13 protein-coding genes and 1 pseudogene are annotated in these 16,013 nt (G+C 45.7%); 6 read left to right on the plus strand and 8 right to left on the minus strand.

What is annotated here, in order from left to right; translation table 11 throughout:
- From V7K35_RS08555 to V7K35_RS08585, 6 genes and pseudogenes are all read right to left on the minus strand, one after another.
- Nucleotides 1-102, minus strand: a pseudogene (locus tag V7K35_RS08555) (RNA-guided endonuclease InsQ/TnpB family protein); the annotation flags it as partial.
- A 447-nt stretch (nt 103-549) separates the two neighbouring features.
- Complete coding sequence (locus V7K35_RS08565) at nt 550-2,070, minus strand: aldehyde dehydrogenase family protein (RefSeq protein ID WP_335078018.1); 1,521 nt, start codon at nt 2,068-2,070, stop codon at nt 550-552.
- A gap of 40 nt (nt 2,071-2,110) precedes the next feature.
- Nucleotides 2,111-2,335 carry a hypothetical protein gene (locus V7K35_RS08570; protein ID WP_335078020.1) on the minus strand — a complete coding sequence of 75 codons (225 nt, stop codon included), beginning with the start codon at nt 2,333-2,335 and terminating at the stop codon, nt 2,111-2,113.
- Nucleotides 2,336-2,580: 245 nt separating this feature from the next.
- Nucleotides 2,581-3,525 carry an NADP-dependent oxidoreductase gene (locus V7K35_RS08575; RefSeq protein ID WP_335078022.1) on the minus strand — a complete coding sequence of 315 codons (945 nt, stop codon included), beginning with the start codon at nt 3,523-3,525 and terminating at the stop codon, nt 2,581-2,583.
- Between the two features lie 165 nt (nt 3,526-3,690).
- A complete protein-coding gene (locus V7K35_RS08580; protein ID WP_335078024.1) occupies nt 3,691-5,004 on the minus strand; it encodes a hypothetical protein in 1,314 nt (437 codons plus the stop codon).
- 155 nt (nt 5,005-5,159) lie between these two features.
- On the minus strand, nt 5,160-5,648 hold the full coding sequence (locus V7K35_RS08585; RefSeq protein WP_335078026.1) for a nuclear transport factor 2 family protein: 489 nt from the start codon (nt 5,646-5,648) through the stop codon (nt 5,160-5,162).
- A gap of 275 nt (nt 5,649-5,923) precedes the next feature.
- On the opposite strand from V7K35_RS08585, the gene V7K35_RS08590 reads away from it, so the two are divergent.
- Both V7K35_RS08590 and gntT read left to right on the plus strand, forming a co-directional pair.
- Entirely contained in the window at nt 5,924-6,829 is a 906-nt protein-coding gene (locus V7K35_RS08590; RefSeq protein ID WP_335078028.1) for a LysR family transcriptional regulator, read from the plus strand.
- Nucleotides 6,830-7,351: 522 nt separating this feature from the next.
- Nucleotides 7,352-8,713 carry a guanitoxin biosynthesis MATE family efflux transporter GntT gene (gene gntT / locus V7K35_RS08595; RefSeq protein ID WP_335078030.1) on the plus strand — a complete coding sequence of 454 codons (1,362 nt, stop codon included), beginning with the start codon at nt 7,352-7,354 and terminating at the stop codon, nt 8,711-8,713.
- A 56-nt stretch (nt 8,714-8,769) separates the two neighbouring features.
- Here gntT and V7K35_RS08600 read toward each other — a convergent pair whose 3' ends face one another.
- Nucleotides 8,770-10,170 (minus strand): AtzE family amidohydrolase, encoded by a 1,401-nt coding sequence (locus tag V7K35_RS08600; RefSeq protein WP_335078032.1) that lies wholly within the window; start codon nt 10,168-10,170, stop codon nt 8,770-8,772.
- Nucleotides 10,171-10,328: 158 nt separating this feature from the next.
- Between V7K35_RS08600 and V7K35_RS08605 the strand changes: the two genes are divergently transcribed.
- Complete coding sequence (locus tag V7K35_RS08605; protein ID WP_335078034.1) at nt 10,329-12,200, plus strand: bifunctional serine/threonine-protein kinase/formylglycine-generating enzyme family protein; 1,872 nt, start codon at nt 10,329-10,331, stop codon at nt 12,198-12,200.
- 51 nt (nt 12,201-12,251) lie between these two features.
- On the opposite strand, the gene V7K35_RS08610 is transcribed toward V7K35_RS08605, so the two are convergent.
- Nucleotides 12,252-12,440 (minus strand): DUF4089 domain-containing protein, encoded by a 189-nt coding sequence (locus V7K35_RS08610; protein WP_335078036.1) that lies wholly within the window; start codon nt 12,438-12,440, stop codon nt 12,252-12,254.
- A gap of 92 nt (nt 12,441-12,532) precedes the next feature.
- On the opposite strand from V7K35_RS08610, the gene V7K35_RS08615 reads away from it, so the two are divergent.
- The 3 genes from V7K35_RS08615 (at nt 12,533) to V7K35_RS08625 (ending at nt 15,983) form a co-directional block, all read left to right on the plus strand.
- Nucleotides 12,533-12,820, plus strand: coding sequence for a glutaredoxin family protein (locus V7K35_RS08615; protein WP_335078038.1), 288 nt, complete (start codon nt 12,533-12,535; stop codon nt 12,818-12,820).
- Nucleotides 12,821-12,873: 53 nt separating this feature from the next.
- Complete coding sequence (locus tag V7K35_RS08620; RefSeq protein ID WP_335078040.1) at nt 12,874-14,373, plus strand: UDP-N-acetylmuramoyl-L-alanyl-D-glutamate--2,6-diaminopimelate ligase; 1,500 nt, start codon at nt 12,874-12,876, stop codon at nt 14,371-14,373.
- Between the two features lie 179 nt (nt 14,374-14,552).
- Nucleotides 14,553-15,983 carry a DICT sensory domain-containing protein gene (locus tag V7K35_RS08625; protein ID WP_335078042.1) on the plus strand — a complete coding sequence of 477 codons (1,431 nt, stop codon included), beginning with the start codon at nt 14,553-14,555 and terminating at the stop codon, nt 15,981-15,983.
- Nucleotides 15,984-16,013 lie beyond the last annotated feature (30 nt).

Consider the following 16,013-nt stretch of genomic DNA (forward strand, 5'->3'; position numbering starts at 1 on the left):
TGCAGCAATCCTTTCATTGTCTGACGTGACAATAAAATCAATTAATCCTACATCAATACCAACAATATTGTTAGCATCAAAATCGGGCTTGATTGAGCGTATTATCGATAATTTCAGCTTGCTTTTTAGTTGGTTTCAATCGGTACTGATAAGATGTTTTCATAATATTATTTTTGCTTCGATCTATTGCTATAATAACATAAGGGATAGCCAAAAGACACCCAAAATGAAAAATAAAAGATTAAGCCTAAGAATTAGCGAAAGAAGAATGGTAGTGTTGCAAACTTATGCTGTAAACAAAGACAAAACTATTACATCGCTAGTAGAAGATTGGATTGATTCTCTCAATTCAAAAAAAGTTCGTTCGTCATCGACCAACGATCCTAATTGAACTGTGGCGGCACGTTTGCGGGGGAAGTTTCCCCCGCAAAGCTGCCTTTTCAATATCGCTTGTTGGTCAATTCCTCACTCACGCGCATTCATCACAACACTGAATTGAGTACAATTTCAGTGTGAGACTTCTGCTGTTTCAGTTAAATCCAAGCTCAACTATTGAGCAGAAACGCCAACATTGGGGATCACTCCTGAATTGAAAGCGATATGTTTGTACTCCAAGAATTCATCGATCGCTGTCAGACCATTCAGCCTGCCGTTGCCGCTGCGCTTGAATCCGCCTTCCTCAAACTCGTCCCAAACGATCGCCCAATCGTTGATCCAGATTGTGCCTGCATCTATCTCGCGGGCGACTCGCAATGGGCGGTCAACATCGCGAGTCCAAATGCTCGCAGCCAAGCCATACTCGCTATCGTTTGCCAGCTGCACCGCTTCTGCCTCAGTATCGAAGATTTGCATGGTGAGGACTGGACCAAAGACCTCTTCCTGAACGATCGTCATTTTCGGATCGGTTACTTCCAGCAGAGTCGGACGGTAAAATGCACCTCTGGCGAGTGGGCCTTCAACAATTGGGCCGCCGCGTACAAGCACCTTAGCGCCCGCTGCGATCGCCTCCTCCACCATTTTGTCAACACGAGCGACGTTCGGCTTATCAATGAGAGGTCCCATATCACTGGACGGATCAGACGCAGGTCCTGTCTTAACGTTCTCTAGTCGCTGGGTGATCAGCGTGCGAAAGCGATCGGCAACAGCACGTTGCACCAACAGCCGGGAACCTGTCATGCAGAACTGACCAGCGAAGGTCGTGAGTGCCTTCTCAACTTTTGGTGCAGCCGCCTCCAGATCGGCATCCTCGAAGATAATCATTGGTGTCTTGCCACCAAGTTCGGTCTGAAACAGCTTGAGCGTCGCTGCCCCTGTTGCGGAAATTGCTATCCCCGTCTTTGTGCTTCCTGTAAAGCTAATCACTCGAACATCCTTTGACTCTATCAGAAAAGATGATCCGCCTCTGCCTCTGCTTTCACTAAAGACATTAATCACGCCCTTCGGTAAATCGGCAGCTTCAGCGAGGGTTTTACTAAACAGATAGTTGATCTGTGCTGTATTACCCGGCAATTTAATAACAGTTGTAACACCAGCAGCAAGAGCAGGTGCTAGAGATCGCACAGTCAGGACAAGCGGCGAGTTAAACGGTGCGACGATTCCAGCAACTCCGATTGGAGATCGAGTCACAACCGAAAGGTGTCCGGGTTGGACTTCCATCGCCCGTCCATAATCGGTCAGCACAACCGATGCCCAGTATCGAAATTTGCTGGGAATCATATCGACTTCAAATGCTGCTTCGTCATGGACTTTGCCGTTTTCAAGCGAGAGAATCGCGATCAGTTCATCTCTTTGGGCTTCAAAGCGATCGGCAATTTGATTCAGCACTCGCGCCCGAAGTGCCCGATTTTGCTTCCAGTCTAATTCCCGGAACGCCCACACCGCAGCATTAACCCCTTGAACTGCCTCGTCACGCCCACCATCTGCATAAGTTCCAATCACCTTGCCTGTAGCTGGATCAATGCTATCAGTATGCTTTTTTGAATCAATCCACTCGCCATCAATCCAGTTCAGTGCGAGTGTTCCTAGTTCAATGTTTGATGCTGAGGATTTCTTATCTGTCGTTACTGCCATAATAGCCGCTCCTTACTTTTCTGCATAACTAAGTTTCTACTCACAGTCGAAGCTCAACGTACTCTTGTTCGATTAGCGGGCAATCTTCAGCCTTGATTGATTGTGTTGCAGAAATTTTCAAGTGATAAACAACCCAGTCTCGTTCGCATTTTTCAGCAATAACTCCAAAGATTTCGTTAATGAACTCTGCTTGGAATGGCACTAAGAAAAACCGAAAAGCTTGTGTAACCTTGTTCCCAGTCTGAAGACTGGGAACGAGTTCCAAGAGGCTCTGCCTCTGGTCAACAAAGAGGAGGCGGAGCCTCTCACAATGGTTTCCCAGCCTCCAGGCTCTTAACGAGGCAACACAAGACTTTGGACTTATCTTAGTGCCATTCAACTCTGCTTGAGATACACTCTGCGTAGGGACGAAGCATTTGGTTAATAACCCATCGAAATAGAGATTCTTGCCCGAATGCTTCGCCCTGACAGGAAAAAGTTCGATGAACTAAAGTTTTACAAAAGCCTGCCTCAAGCTGGATGAACGACTTGCAAAACCAGCTTGCCGCGTGGATGTCCGTGCTGGCTAACTTCCTGTGCTTTAGCGGCTTCTGCCAGTTCAAAAACTTGCTCAATAGACGCTTTGATCTGTCCGTCATCAATCAATTGAGCAATCTGCTGGAGCTGGGAATTTTTTCTGAGATTGGCGAAAACAGGAACCGCTTTAATGCCTTGCGGAATGCCTGATTCAGGCACACCAAGTGTCGAAACTAAAACGCCACCAGGACGAATGATTTGCCACGATCGCGCTTGCGTTTCTCCACCAATCAAATCAAGCACCACATCTACATCTTTTACCTGCTGTTCAAACGGTTGATTGGCATAGTCGATCGCCTGATCAGCACCCAGGTTTCTCAGATCATCAAGGTTTGCTGCCGATGCCGTTGCAATGACTCGTGCCTTCTTCCACTTGGCAAGCTGAATTGCATAGCGACCTACTCCACCCGCGCCACCATGAATCAGCACACTCTGTCCTGGCTGGAGATTTGCACTATCAAACAATGCTTGCCATGCGGTGATTGCCACGATTGGGACAGAAGCCGCGTGAATATAGTCGAGCGTTTTCGGCTTCGGGGCGATCGCGTCTGCATAACCCACTGCATACTCGGCATAGGCTCCCGAAAGCGCCATGTCTGCTGTTCCATAAACCGCTTGTCCTGGTTGCAGTGTGGTGACACCATCGCCCACACTTGCAACAACACCAGCCACATCAGCGCCAGCAATCACGGGCAGCGAATAATCAAAGACTTGTTGAAAAAACCCTTCACGAATCTTCCAATCGATCGGGTTTACACCTGCTGCATACACTTGAATGAGGACTTGCCCTGCTTGCGCTTCAGGACGGGGTACTTCGTCGTACTTGAGGTTTTCAGCCCCGCCGTAAGCATGAATTCGGATTGCTTTCATCGTTACCATTGTGACGTACTCCTTTTCATAAAATGGATCGGCATTTCATCAATCACTGGCGATCGAAATTTTGAATGTTACCAAGTAAAAGATTCGTAGTCGCTTGGAATGCTGAAGTGCGATCGCGCTGTTTCAGCGTTAAACCCTTATTTACCTACTGGGTAATTACAATTCCTACTCTGTTGACGATCCATCGACATACTGCTGACCACCGATCATAATGAATTCAACTGTGCTGGCTGGAGCAGCGAAATCCAATGAGGTAATTTCCTCTCTTTGAGCCTCGACTCGACCCAGTACAATGATCTCTTTTCCACTTGTGCCCGGTTTGAGACTCAGGGCGTGTGCGTCAAGCTGTACGACTACGCCACGCACCAAACTGTTACCCCTACTACCTTTTGTGATCACGTCCCCAAGCACGAGGATACTGCCAAATGGTTTACTGGTCTGTATCCCGATCGAGCCATTGCCATGAGTGGTAATGCTTTTGAATTCTGCATAAGCCAAGGTTCCGTCGTATAGATTGAACCCCCGCGCCCCTTCGCCATAGGTCGCCAGGTCGCCTTGCACAATCAGAGTCTGCAAATCTCCGAAATTCACGAATCCGATTCCACTGGTTCCATGAGATATGATGGACTGCCGAGCAAGCCAAAGACGGACATTGCCCCAGTTATCCAACACCATGTCATTTGTCCCGTAAGTTGTTACAGGACTGTTATTGATCACTTGTTGAGCCTTTACGCCTGAGCCAACGAACACCCCGCCTGAGATCAGATTGCCAGTACCAGCCGGGATATTGCCATTAGTATGGATTTCGCCTGTGGTCAATAATTTCAGGTCAATCATGCCACCAGGAGAACTGGGCGCTGATCCACCTTGAGGATCGGCGTTTGCGGGAACAGTCATGCCGCCAAAAATAAAGATGCCGCTACCCCTTAACGGCACATCTCGTGTTCCCCCTGAGAGGTTTTCGGCACGCAGTGTCCAGCGACTTTGGGGATCGGTACAGCGGTTGTAGATCGTTAGGGAACCCGGAACGACCTCTACGCCGTAACCGACTGGACGATGCAGCGCTGAGGTGCTATCGCCGTCATACATTTGAACGTCAGTGAGCACAAGGTCAGCGGTCATCACAATACTCGATTCCAAGTGCAGCCGACCGTAGACGACGAGATGCTGCAACTTGAGTTGTCCAAGGGTAGTCGTTGCCGATTCCAGACTGAGCGTTAATCGGCTCGGATCTGATCGGAGGGTTAAGTTCTGGAGGGTGTTATTTGCCGTGAGCGCTACCCCATCTGAATCTGGCTTGAAGACCAATTCTGCGTCAGAAGTTGTACCCACCAAACTTGAGCCTTCAAGAAGTGTAAATTTCTCTAAGTCATGAAGGCGACCAGCCACCTCGATTACAACATGTGTACGTTGAACCGCTTCAGCCAGAGAAGCTGCGTCCTCAACGACTACATGAGTGCCAACTGTGCTATGTGCCATAAACGATTCCCATCAGTGGTTGGATTTACCTCACTCACAACACAACGGTTTACTTGGTGTTGAACCTTTAATTAGAGTGAAAACAATTGACGCGCATTTCTATGAGCGATATGTAGACGGCTTTCGCGAAGCTCCACTTAACCTACAAAAGTCTATCAGGACGCCTTAAAGGTGATGTCTGCGCGATCAATGAAGGGCTGGAACAAGTCTACCGGCCAGTTGGGATCGCTCTTGGAGGTGCGCTCCAGACACTTCCAAACGCCATCGCGACGTTCAAAGATGTCGTCGTAGGTGCCAGTTGAAACGATTCCGACGTGTTCAGCCTTCCAGTACACGAACCATCGCCAGTGCGCTTCGGCCCTGTCACCCGATCCGGAAATTTCAAATGCGCCCATAGAGTGGAACCACTTGTCCATTGGGAAGACGCTGTGCGCGTAGTCGAACATCTGCTTCATGCCCTCAAAACCCTCGAAGGTTGAAGTACGTAGATCGTAGACGTTGAATTTGGCCTCCGGCCAGTAAAGGCGGTTGTAGAGGTCGGCCTGCTCGCGCCCCCAACCCTTGTCGATACATCGCTGATGCATGTTCAACTGCTCGAAGATGGTAAAGCGGTCGATCGCTGTGAGTTCATTGTTCTCAGACATTGAAATTCTCCTCTACGTTGAAATTCTTGCGAGCGGTCGCCGAGTTGATAGTGTTTTAGATTTGTTGTTAAGACTCTTGAAATGTCCAATGCATATAATTCTTCAGGCGAAGAGGAACAAATATAAAACACTACCCTTTATTGATTCAGTCATCGCTATTTACTTGCCTAGCTAGTTGATGCTGCCGTCTTCCTCAAATTACATTTATTTCTCATCCTTGTACAAGTATCATTTTGTTAATGCTATGTTTCTTCTTAGGAAACTTTAGAACTACGATGGACACCTTAACGAGCATGAAAGTATTGCTTCAGGTGGTGGAATCGGGAAGTTTTGTAGCAGCCGCAGAGCGGCTCAACTTATCCACAGCCATGACCAGCAAGCATGTGATGCACTTGGAACGAAACCTTGGTGTACGTTTGTTGAATCGAACCAGCCGACACTTAAGCCTAACCGAGGCAGGAAGGGTCTATTATGAACAATGCCGGGAAATACTTGATAAATTGGAAATGGTTGAGGCAACGGTGAGGCAATCAGCCGTCGTCGCGCGTGGCGTACTCAAGATCAGCGCCCCAGTTTGGTTTGCTAACCCGTTATTCACTAATGCCTTGGCGAAGTACCGCTCTCGCTATCCAGATGTTTTGCTAGATTTGAATTTGAACGATCGGTTGGTGGACTTGGTGAAAGAAGGATTTGACTTGGCGTTACGTGTCACGCCTGACGAACCCGGTTCTTCACTGCTCACGCGACGCATTTGCCCAATTCAACTCATGTTGGTTGGCTCAACTGACTATTTGCAAAGAAATGGATACCCAAAAACTCCCAAGGAACTGTCGAAGCATGTAAGCATCAGTTATTACTACTCGCAGTTTGCCGATGAGATCCTCGTTGAGGATTCTAACGGGCGGGAGACAGTTAAACTGCCAGTCTCGATCCGCTCCAACAACACTATAATGCTGTATCAGGCGACTCTAGCCGGGATGGGGTTGGCGGTTTTACCAAAGTGGTTGATTGAAGATGATCTTGTTAGCCAACGATTGGAGGTGCTGAAGCTGGACTACACGTTGGCAACCTCATCTCTTTATGCTGTCTATACGAATCGGCGATACCTATCACCTAAAATAAGTACTTTCGTAGATTTTCTCGCTGAACATTTTTCTGACATCACCGAGAGCTTTGATTAAATTTGTCCTTGAGGATAGTTCATCCTTTAATTATGCAACGCCTAATTTTTTAAGTTCCTTAAAATAGTTAGCAATTAGATAATACTCGTCAAAAATGAGAAGTAAGCTACATAATTCGTAATTAAATTAGTTTAGGATTTATTTACAACTAATTCAAGACCACCAATTTGACAATTTGGTGAGGCAGCATGGTCTTCTCATATTGGGAGAGGCTAGCGCCTGCCGTAGGATGCCCGTTCGCCGCAAGGCGTCCCGTTAGGGAAGGGCTGTAGGGGGTTTCACCCATGAGTGACTGCCGTTAGCGCAGCGGTAGCGTTCGCGCAGCGTCTCGTAGAGAGGAACGAGCGTCCGTAGGAGCGTCACCCGTGGGGTGTGGTGAAACGCCTGAAAATTACAAATTAAGGTCTTCTCTACAAGACGCTTTACGTAGCAAGATCCCCGTAGGGGTACGTAGCGGGGTGTAGCTCATTAGGAATTAGTAATTAGTTAAATAGCTCAATCGCTTCAGTTAACCGATTCCAAATGTTAGTAAATAATGATTTGCAAGACCGATGGATTTCTCGTTATTTCAGATTAGCGATCGCTAACATGCTCTCCAATCTAATGGTGCCACTGTCTGGAATGGTTAGCGTTTCCTTTTTAGGGCACTTGCAAGACATTCGTCATTTAGCTGGCGTTGCACTGGCGACAGTTGTGTTTAATTACTTCTATCGAGCATTGAATTTTTTGCGTCTCTCTGTCACTGGCACGACTGCCCAGGCAACTGGAAGAAATGATCAACAGGAAGTGCTGCTGTTAGGCTTACGGAATGTTTTAATTGCCCTCGGCTTGGGATTTGTTGTTTTGCTCCTGCAATACCCACTGCGAGAGTTAGGGTTTATTGTCTTGAACAATACTCCAGAGGTGAAAGCAGCTGCGGTGGACTACTTCAACATGAGGATTTGGGGTGTACCTGCGGTTCTGGTGAATATGGTGCTGCTCGGCTGGTTGATGGGGCGTGAACAGAGCCAGAAAGTCTTAGTCTTGTCGGTTTTTGGCAACGTCGTCAACATCATCTTGAGTTACCAGATGATTGTGCGAGCAGGTTTGGAAAGCATGGGAGCAGGCTTGGCACAAGCTTTGAGCCAATTTCTGATGATGATGCTGGGACTAATTTGGGTGAAGAGTGAAATCCAGTGGCAGGAAATCCGTGCCGTCGCGCCTCAGCTTTGGGACAAATCTGCTTGGAATGAGACTTTTGCCCTGAGTCGGGATCTCTTTATACGGACACTGGCGATCGGGTTTACCTTTTGGGCTTTTACTAATCTGTTTGCTGGGATGGGAAGAATCGCCTTTGCGGAAAATGTCTTGCTGATTGAGTTCATGACGCTAGGGATTCAAATACTCAATGGTTTGTCTTATGCAACAGAAACCTTGACAGGCAACTTTCATGGCACAAACGAGCAGAAACAAATGGTGCCACTGCTTGGGGTTTCTATAGGCGTAACTCTGATGTTTGCAGTCATCATGTCCCTTACCTGCATCCTATTTCCTCAAACCGTATTTGGACTACTCACAAATCATACGGAAATAACCACCCAAATCGATCCCTACATTCCCTGGCTAATGAGTGTGCTGGGGCTGTATGCGTTTGCCGTCTCAATTGAAGCTTATTTCTTTGGTTTAGCAGAAGGATTAATCCTCCGCAATGCGGCTTTTATCGCAACTGGGTTAGGGTTTATTCCTACAGCAGCCCTTGCTTGGAAGTTGCAGAGTGCCCATCTGTTATGGTTGGCGATGTCTTTGTTTATAGTGACTAGAATTGCAGTGCAGGGAATTCAGATCCCTAGAACCTTGAAACTAGCGGCGGAGGATATTTCTCCTGCTGAAAAGACTCAATGCTAGTAAATCGAAGGCGTAATTTTTCCATTTTACAATCACTTCATCGGAAATGATTAGCTTTAGTTGAGAGCGTTGAAAATCACTGGTGCTGAAACTACACCCTTTGCCTCTAACGCACCTGCAACCCGTAAAATTAACGCTTCATTATATGGTGCTGCTATCAATTGCACACCCAAAGGTAAGGCATTTGGACACAAAATTGGTACTGATAAAACGGGTAAGCCAATAAAAGATAATGGTTGAGTAAATAATCCTAAATGAGGACGGACAAGAATTTCTTCGCCATCCAAAATCATAGTTTGTTGACCAATTAGCGGTGCTGAAATTGGTGTAGTTGGGGCAAGAATCACATCGACATTTTGAAATACTTCCCGAATGCGATCGCGATACCATTTTCTAAAGCGTTGTGCTTGGAGATACCAGTTACTTGGAATTAACGCCCCAGCCAAAAAGCGATCGCGCGTCGCTGGATCAAAATCTTGGGGACGACATCGTAATTTTTCCAAATGCAGATTTGCGCCCTCGCTAGCTGAAATCACAAAAGCTGCTGCACGGGCGCGGTGTGCTTCTGGTATCGTTACGTATTCAGTGACATTTAAAGCATCAGCTACCTTTTGGACTGCTGCTAAAGCTTCCAGTTCTGCGCCTTTAGTGAAATAATCAGCAGCAATGGCAATTCTGATATCAGAGATATCTTGTTTGAGTTGTGGTAAACATAATTCAGGCGGACGCTTTGTACAAATTGGATCGCGATCGTCTTCTCCTTGAAGCACATCAAACACCGTAGCAATATCTTGCAGCGATCGCGCAAAAGGGCCAATGTGGTCAAAACTGCTAGAAAATAAAGCTACCCCAGCCCGAGACAAGCGTCCATAAGTTGGTTTAAAACCAAAAACGCCACACAACGCCGCCGGAACGCGAATTGAACCATTAGTATCAGAACCCAGTGTCAGGGGTACTAATCCAGCAGCAACAGCCGCCGCCGAACCACCCGAAGAACCGCCAGCAACTCGCTGTAAATCATGGGGGTTGTGAGTAGCACCGTAATGGGAGTTTTCCGTCACAAACCCATAGGCGTACTCATCCATATTCAAAGCGCCAACTAGCACAGCACCCGCTTGTTTCAGCTTCGTTACTGCGGTTGCATCTTGGGTAGCTGCTGGGTTTTCTGCATTGATTTTCGACCCCGCCAGAGTCGTTAAACCAGCGATATCAAAAAGATTTTTTACTGCAAAAGGCACACCAGCAAGCGTTCCAGGGTTATTACCTTGAGCAATTTCCCTGTCAATGCGGGCTGCATCTGTTAAAGCTGTCTTGGCAGTCACAGCCGTAAAACAGTTAAGTTGATGATCCCGCGCTGCTATTCGTGCGATCGCAGCCTTAGTAACTTGCACTGCGCTTACTTTAGCTTCGCGTACAGCAGCAGCTATTGTTATGCCATCGGCTGAATCAAAATTCATGCTGGAATATTAAGAGATGTGCATTTAGTTGATTACATCTAAAGAAGGGTATTATACAGAAAAATTGGTATAATACGTCAAGTTGATTTGTAAAATGCAGTTAGTAACAATTATGCTCAAATTCATCAGATTTCTAGGAGTCTAAGATTGTTGTGGGCATGCTGGTTGGACGCTACGAAATTATTCGGGAATTGGGTGGCGGCGGCTTTGCAATTACTTTTCTAGCAAAGGATTATCTACAACCCAGTCAGCCGTTATGTGTTGTCAAGCAATTGCGTCCTGAACATAATGAGCCTCGGATTGTGGAGTTTTTTGAAACAGAAGCGACTGTTCTGGAAAAGTTGGGTAAATATTCCCAAATTCCTCAATTATTAGCGCATTTTAGAGAAAATAAGAACCTTTATATTGTTCAAGAATTTATCGAAGGACATGACCTAAAGCAAGAAATCATTCCAGGTAAGCAGTTAAGTGAAGGTTATGTCACTAAGCTATTACAAGATGTTTTGGAAGTTTTGTCCTTTGTACATAATCAGCAGGTAATTCACCGCGACATCAAGCCGGAGAATTTAATGCGACGGGATCAGGATGGGAAGATTTTTCTGATTGACTTTGGGGCAGTCAAGGAACTTGGCGCTCTGATAGTAAATGTAGAAGGTAAAGTCACTTCTAGTGTGATCATAGGTACTCCTGGCTATATGCCTAATGAGCAAAAGAATGCTAAACCCATATTTGCTAGTGATATATATGCCTTGGGAGTGACGGTGATTCAAGCATTGACGGGTATTTCAGCAGTGGACTTTGAAGAGGATGCCAAAACAGGTGAAATTCTCTGGCGTCATAAAGCACAGGTAAGCAAGCATCTAGCTAATGTGTTAACCAAGATGGTGCGTCGTCATTACAGTTTACGCTACGCCAACGCAACGGAAGTGCTACAAGACCTTTCAAAGAAACTGCCTCCACCGCCAACACGACCACAACAACCAGTTAACTGGTCGCGGCGCAGAGTTATTCAAACTGTGGGTTTAATGGGAGCTAGTTTTAGTTTTGCAATTGTGGTTGAGAAACTCTTGCTCAACAACTCTGCCCAGAAAAAAACTTTGCCATCAACCTCATCTATTCCCACAAATAATATTCCAGTACCGTCCCCGAAGGAGACTCTAACATTACCGAAGATAAGTGAAAATCCTAAGGAATTTGCTTTAAAAACCTTCCAGTTTGAAGTCATGAAGGTAGATCAGCAAGGAAACAGCACCACAATCAGTCCTGGTCAGGCAAACTTTTTTATAGAAGACCTTGGTAACAGTAACACACTGGAGATGGTAGAAATTCCTGGCGGTCAGTTTCTCATGGGTTCACCATTAACAGAAAAAGAGCGAAACCCAAATGAGGGACCGCAGCATCCTATGACCGTTAAACCTTTTTTCATGGGTAAATTTACGGTCACTCAAGAACAGTATCAAGCAGTTATGGACATCAACCCTTCTTACTTCCAAGGGGTTAAACGACCTGTCGAACAAGTAAGTTGGAATGATGCAGTCAATTTTTGTCAAAAGCTGTCGGTTATGACTAGCAAGAGTTATCGTTTACCCACCGAGGCAGAGTGGGAGTATGCAGCTCGTGCTGGAACGACTACCCCGTTCTATTTTGGTGAGACGATTACGACTAAGATAGCTAACTATAATGGCGAGTATACTTATGGTTCTGCTCCCCAAGGCGAAAATCGTCAGGAGACTGTAGATGTTGGTAGTTTACCTGCGAATGCTTTTGGTTTGTATGAGATGCATGGCAATGTTTGGGAATGGTGTCGAGACAAATACCACAATGATTACCGTGGAATGCCTGTTGATGGAAGTGCCTGGGTAAGTGGAAATAATAATCCTTGGCTGCTGCGGGGTGGTTCATGGTTCAGTCAGTCAAGCGTTTGCCGTTCATCTGCCCGTTTAGACGGAAGCAATTCGGATGTAGCGGTTTACGACTTCGGTTTTCGAGTGGTTTGCACACTTCTAAAAGGTTTTGTTGCACCCAATTAGCAAAGGAACCTCAAACCCTTCACAGACTGGCATTTCAACTAAAGTTAGCTATTACGGTTCAAATATAGGTGCAGCTTCAATTTCTTCAGCCAAAGGAAACTCATTAACAAGATTAGCGATCGCCCTAATTCTCTCAAAATTTGCCACCACACCATCACGATACTCATCTCTTAGCTGCAAATCCAACAACAGCGCCATTTGATCAACATACTCACCCACATCAAACCCTTCTGTTCTCATCTTTCTTCCTTCTCTATGAGACGCTACGCGAACGCGCCCTTTGCGGTTCGTTATTCTAAACTTATAACTTCTTGCACCAACTCAAATAAACAATGCGATTAATTTTATACAGTAAACCCGGCTGTCATTTATGTGAAGGTTTGCAAGAAAAGCTAAAACAAATCCAAAATCTTAGTTTCGAGTTGGAAATTAGGGATATTACGACTCGTGAAGATTGGTTTGCTGCGTATCAGTATGAGGTGCCGGTAATTTATTTATCGAACCGCCAAGCCGCCAAGGGCACGGAGGAAGAAATTATAGAAGCACCATTGCCACGTCCTTCTCCTCGTGCTAATGTGCAGCAATTGGAGCAAATGTTGCGTAAGTATTTAGCCAATTAGAAAAAAATAATGCAGAATAAGCGCAAGATTAAGAATGTGACGAGGTTCACAAGATGAAATTGCGGGAATTACTAACGGCGGTAGATAGTGTTGAACAATTGCCTAGCCATCCGATGGAGGATGTGGAAGTTAGGGGCTTGAAGACAAATTCCCATGCTTGTCGTGTGGGAGATTTGTTTATTGGGATGCCAGGAGGACGGGTTGATGGTGGGGATTTTTGGCAAAGTGCGATCGCATCTGGGGCTGTAGCTGCGATCGTCTCCCCAGAAGCTGCACAGAAAAATCCTCCCACAAATCAGGCTGTGGTGATCAGTGCAAGTAACATAACTCAAGCTTGTGCCCAGATAGCCAGTGCTTTTTACGGTTATCCAGGGCAAAAACTCAAGCTGGTGGGTGTAACTGGTACAAATGGCAAAACTACAACTACTCATCTGATTGAATTTCTACTCAACAAAGCTAATCTAGCTACAGCTTTGATGGGAACTCTCTACACTCGTTGGGCAGGTTTTGAGCAAACTGCTGCCTACACTACTCCCTTTGCCGTGGAACTGCAACAGCAGCTAGCAGAAGCTATAAATGCTGGTAGTGAGTTCGGAGTGATGGAAGTAAGTTCCCACGCTTTGGCGCAAGGTAGAGTATTAGGTTGTCAATTTGAAGTGGCGGTGTTCAGTAATCTTACTCAAGACCATCTCGACTATCACAGCGACATGGAAGATTACTTTGCTGCTAAAGCGTTGTTGTTTAGCCCTGATTATCTCAAGGGACGGGCAATAATTAATGCTGATGATTCCTACGGGAAGCGGTTAATTGCCTCCTTGGATTCCGAACAGGTTTGGAGTTACAGTGTCAACGATAACAGCGCTGATTTATGGATGAGTGATTTAAGTTACCAGCCGAATGGTGTCAGTGGTACATTACATACACCAAAGGGTGATGTGGCTTTTCGATCGCCCCTAGTCGGACAATATAATTTAGAAAATCTTCTCGCAGCCGTAGGAGCAGTTTTACACTTAGGGCTAGATTTACAGTTAGTGGCGGATGTGATACCTGAGTTCCCAGGAGTTCCTGGGCGGATGGAACGGGTAGAGATTAGTCCTGGTCAAGATATTAGCGTGATTGTGGATTATGCCCACACACCTGATAGTTTAGAAAATTTGCTGAAAGCTGCACGTCCGTTTATACCTGGGAAGGTGATTTGCGTGTTTGGTTGTGGCGGCGATCGCGATCGCACTAAGCGCCCAATAATGGGTAAAATTGCTGCTGAATTAGCTGATGTGGCAGTGGTGACATCGGATAATCCCCGGACTGAAGACCCAGAACGGATTTTGCAAGATATTTTGGCGGGAATTGCTGACACAGTTCAGCCAACTGTAATTTGTGATCGAGCGATCGCAATTCGTACCGCTATTTTACAAGCACAACCCGGTGATGGAGTCTTGCTTGCTGGTAAAGGTCATGAAGACTATCAAATTCTCGGTACTGAGAAAATCCATTTTGATGACCGAGAACACGCACGCGACGCTTTACACCAAAGACTGAACATACAAGCCTAATTACATTTTAGGGTAGCACAGCTAGCTGTACTACCCTAAAATGTGTATTCCACAAAACTAAAATCGCCCATAATTCAAGTTCATGTTTTTTTCCATGCAGATTTTGTAAAAAATGCACACATAAAGGTGAAAATCGAAGACAGAATTATTTCTTGCTTCATCCTTTTTGTGCTTGACTCATGAACGTTTCTCTAGCTAAGGATCTGTCTGTTTATCAACTGGTTATGGGAGTGCAAGTGCCTCCAAAACCATTGTCCCTCAGTCCTGCTACTCTGCTATCACTGGTGAGAGCGCAAATTGACTTACTAATTGAGCAGCAAATTGCAGCCACTTTATGGGTGAAGCTACCACCAGAAAAAATTTGGCAATCAGAATTAGCGCGTTATCAATCCTCCGTAGGTGCATCTAGTTTCATTTATACTTGCCAGATTGACGAGAGTGGGAAAGGGGGAAATGGGGGAACAGGGGAAGAAAATACCTCCTCCCCTTATAATGTTTCCGTTCACCTACCACCAGATAGCCAACTGCGACGTGAAAGCTTTCTGATGGTGTTATCGCCCCAGTTTTGCAGTTTAATTTTGGCTCATCGACCACTTAAAAAACGCAAAAATCAGACATCGGGGAAGGTAAATACTAATAAAAACCAGCCGTTGCTGATTATAACTACTGTCGAGGGGAGAGTAATTCAGCAAGTATTAAATGGTATCCAACAAGCGATTACGCCAGAATCATCCCCAAAACCGATTGATTTTATTTGTCCAACTGCGCCCCAACCCGCACTGATAAATCAACTGTTTACAAAACAACTCCTACGACAAGATGAAATTAATCGTCAAATCATCACAGCCCGCACTACCAAGTTGCAGCAGCTAAATCAAGAACTGCACAACAAAGACCAACTCCAAGATGAATATCTAAATAATCTATGTCACGAACTGCGTACACCCCTGACGCATATGAAGACAGCACTTTCGTTATTGAATTCCCCTAATCTCAAACCCCCGCAGCGACAACGTTATTTACAGATGTTAAATACCCAGTGCGATCAGCAAAATTCCCTAATTACTGGTTTACTGGAACTGGTGCAGATAGAACGTAATTTAGAAGGGACGCCTTTAGAGTCGGTGCAGCTCTCAGAGATTGTACCTGGAGTAGTCAGTACCTACCAACCTGTAGCCCAAGAAAAAGGGATCATGCTAGCCTACACCGTACCCACTGAACTTCCATCTATTTGGTGTGTAAGTGCTTGGCTGAGGCAGATTGTGATTAATCTGCTGCACAACAGCATTAAGTTTACTCCGAATGGGGGTCAAGTATGGGTGCGTGCCCGGATGCAAGGCGATTATGTCCAATTAGAATTCCGCGACACAGGTATCGGTATTGCCGAAAACGAAATTCCCAAAATCTTTGACCGATTTTATCGTGTACGTACAGCAGCAACTGAAAATTATGGTGGTGCTGGGTTGGGATTAACAATTGTACAGCAATTGCTGCTGCGGTGTGGCGGATCTATTTCTGTAAAAAGTAAATTATATGAAGGTTCCACATTTACAGTGCAACTGGCAACTGTTGGCAATCCCTCAAGAGCGATCGCAATAGAAAATGAGTGATCAGTTATGATTATCTCCTAAGTTAACTTT

Origin of the sequence: Nostoc sp., from assembly GCF_036917275.1 — a bacterium.
Lineage (GTDB): Bacteria > Cyanobacteriota > Cyanobacteriia > Cyanobacteriales > Nostocaceae > Nostoc.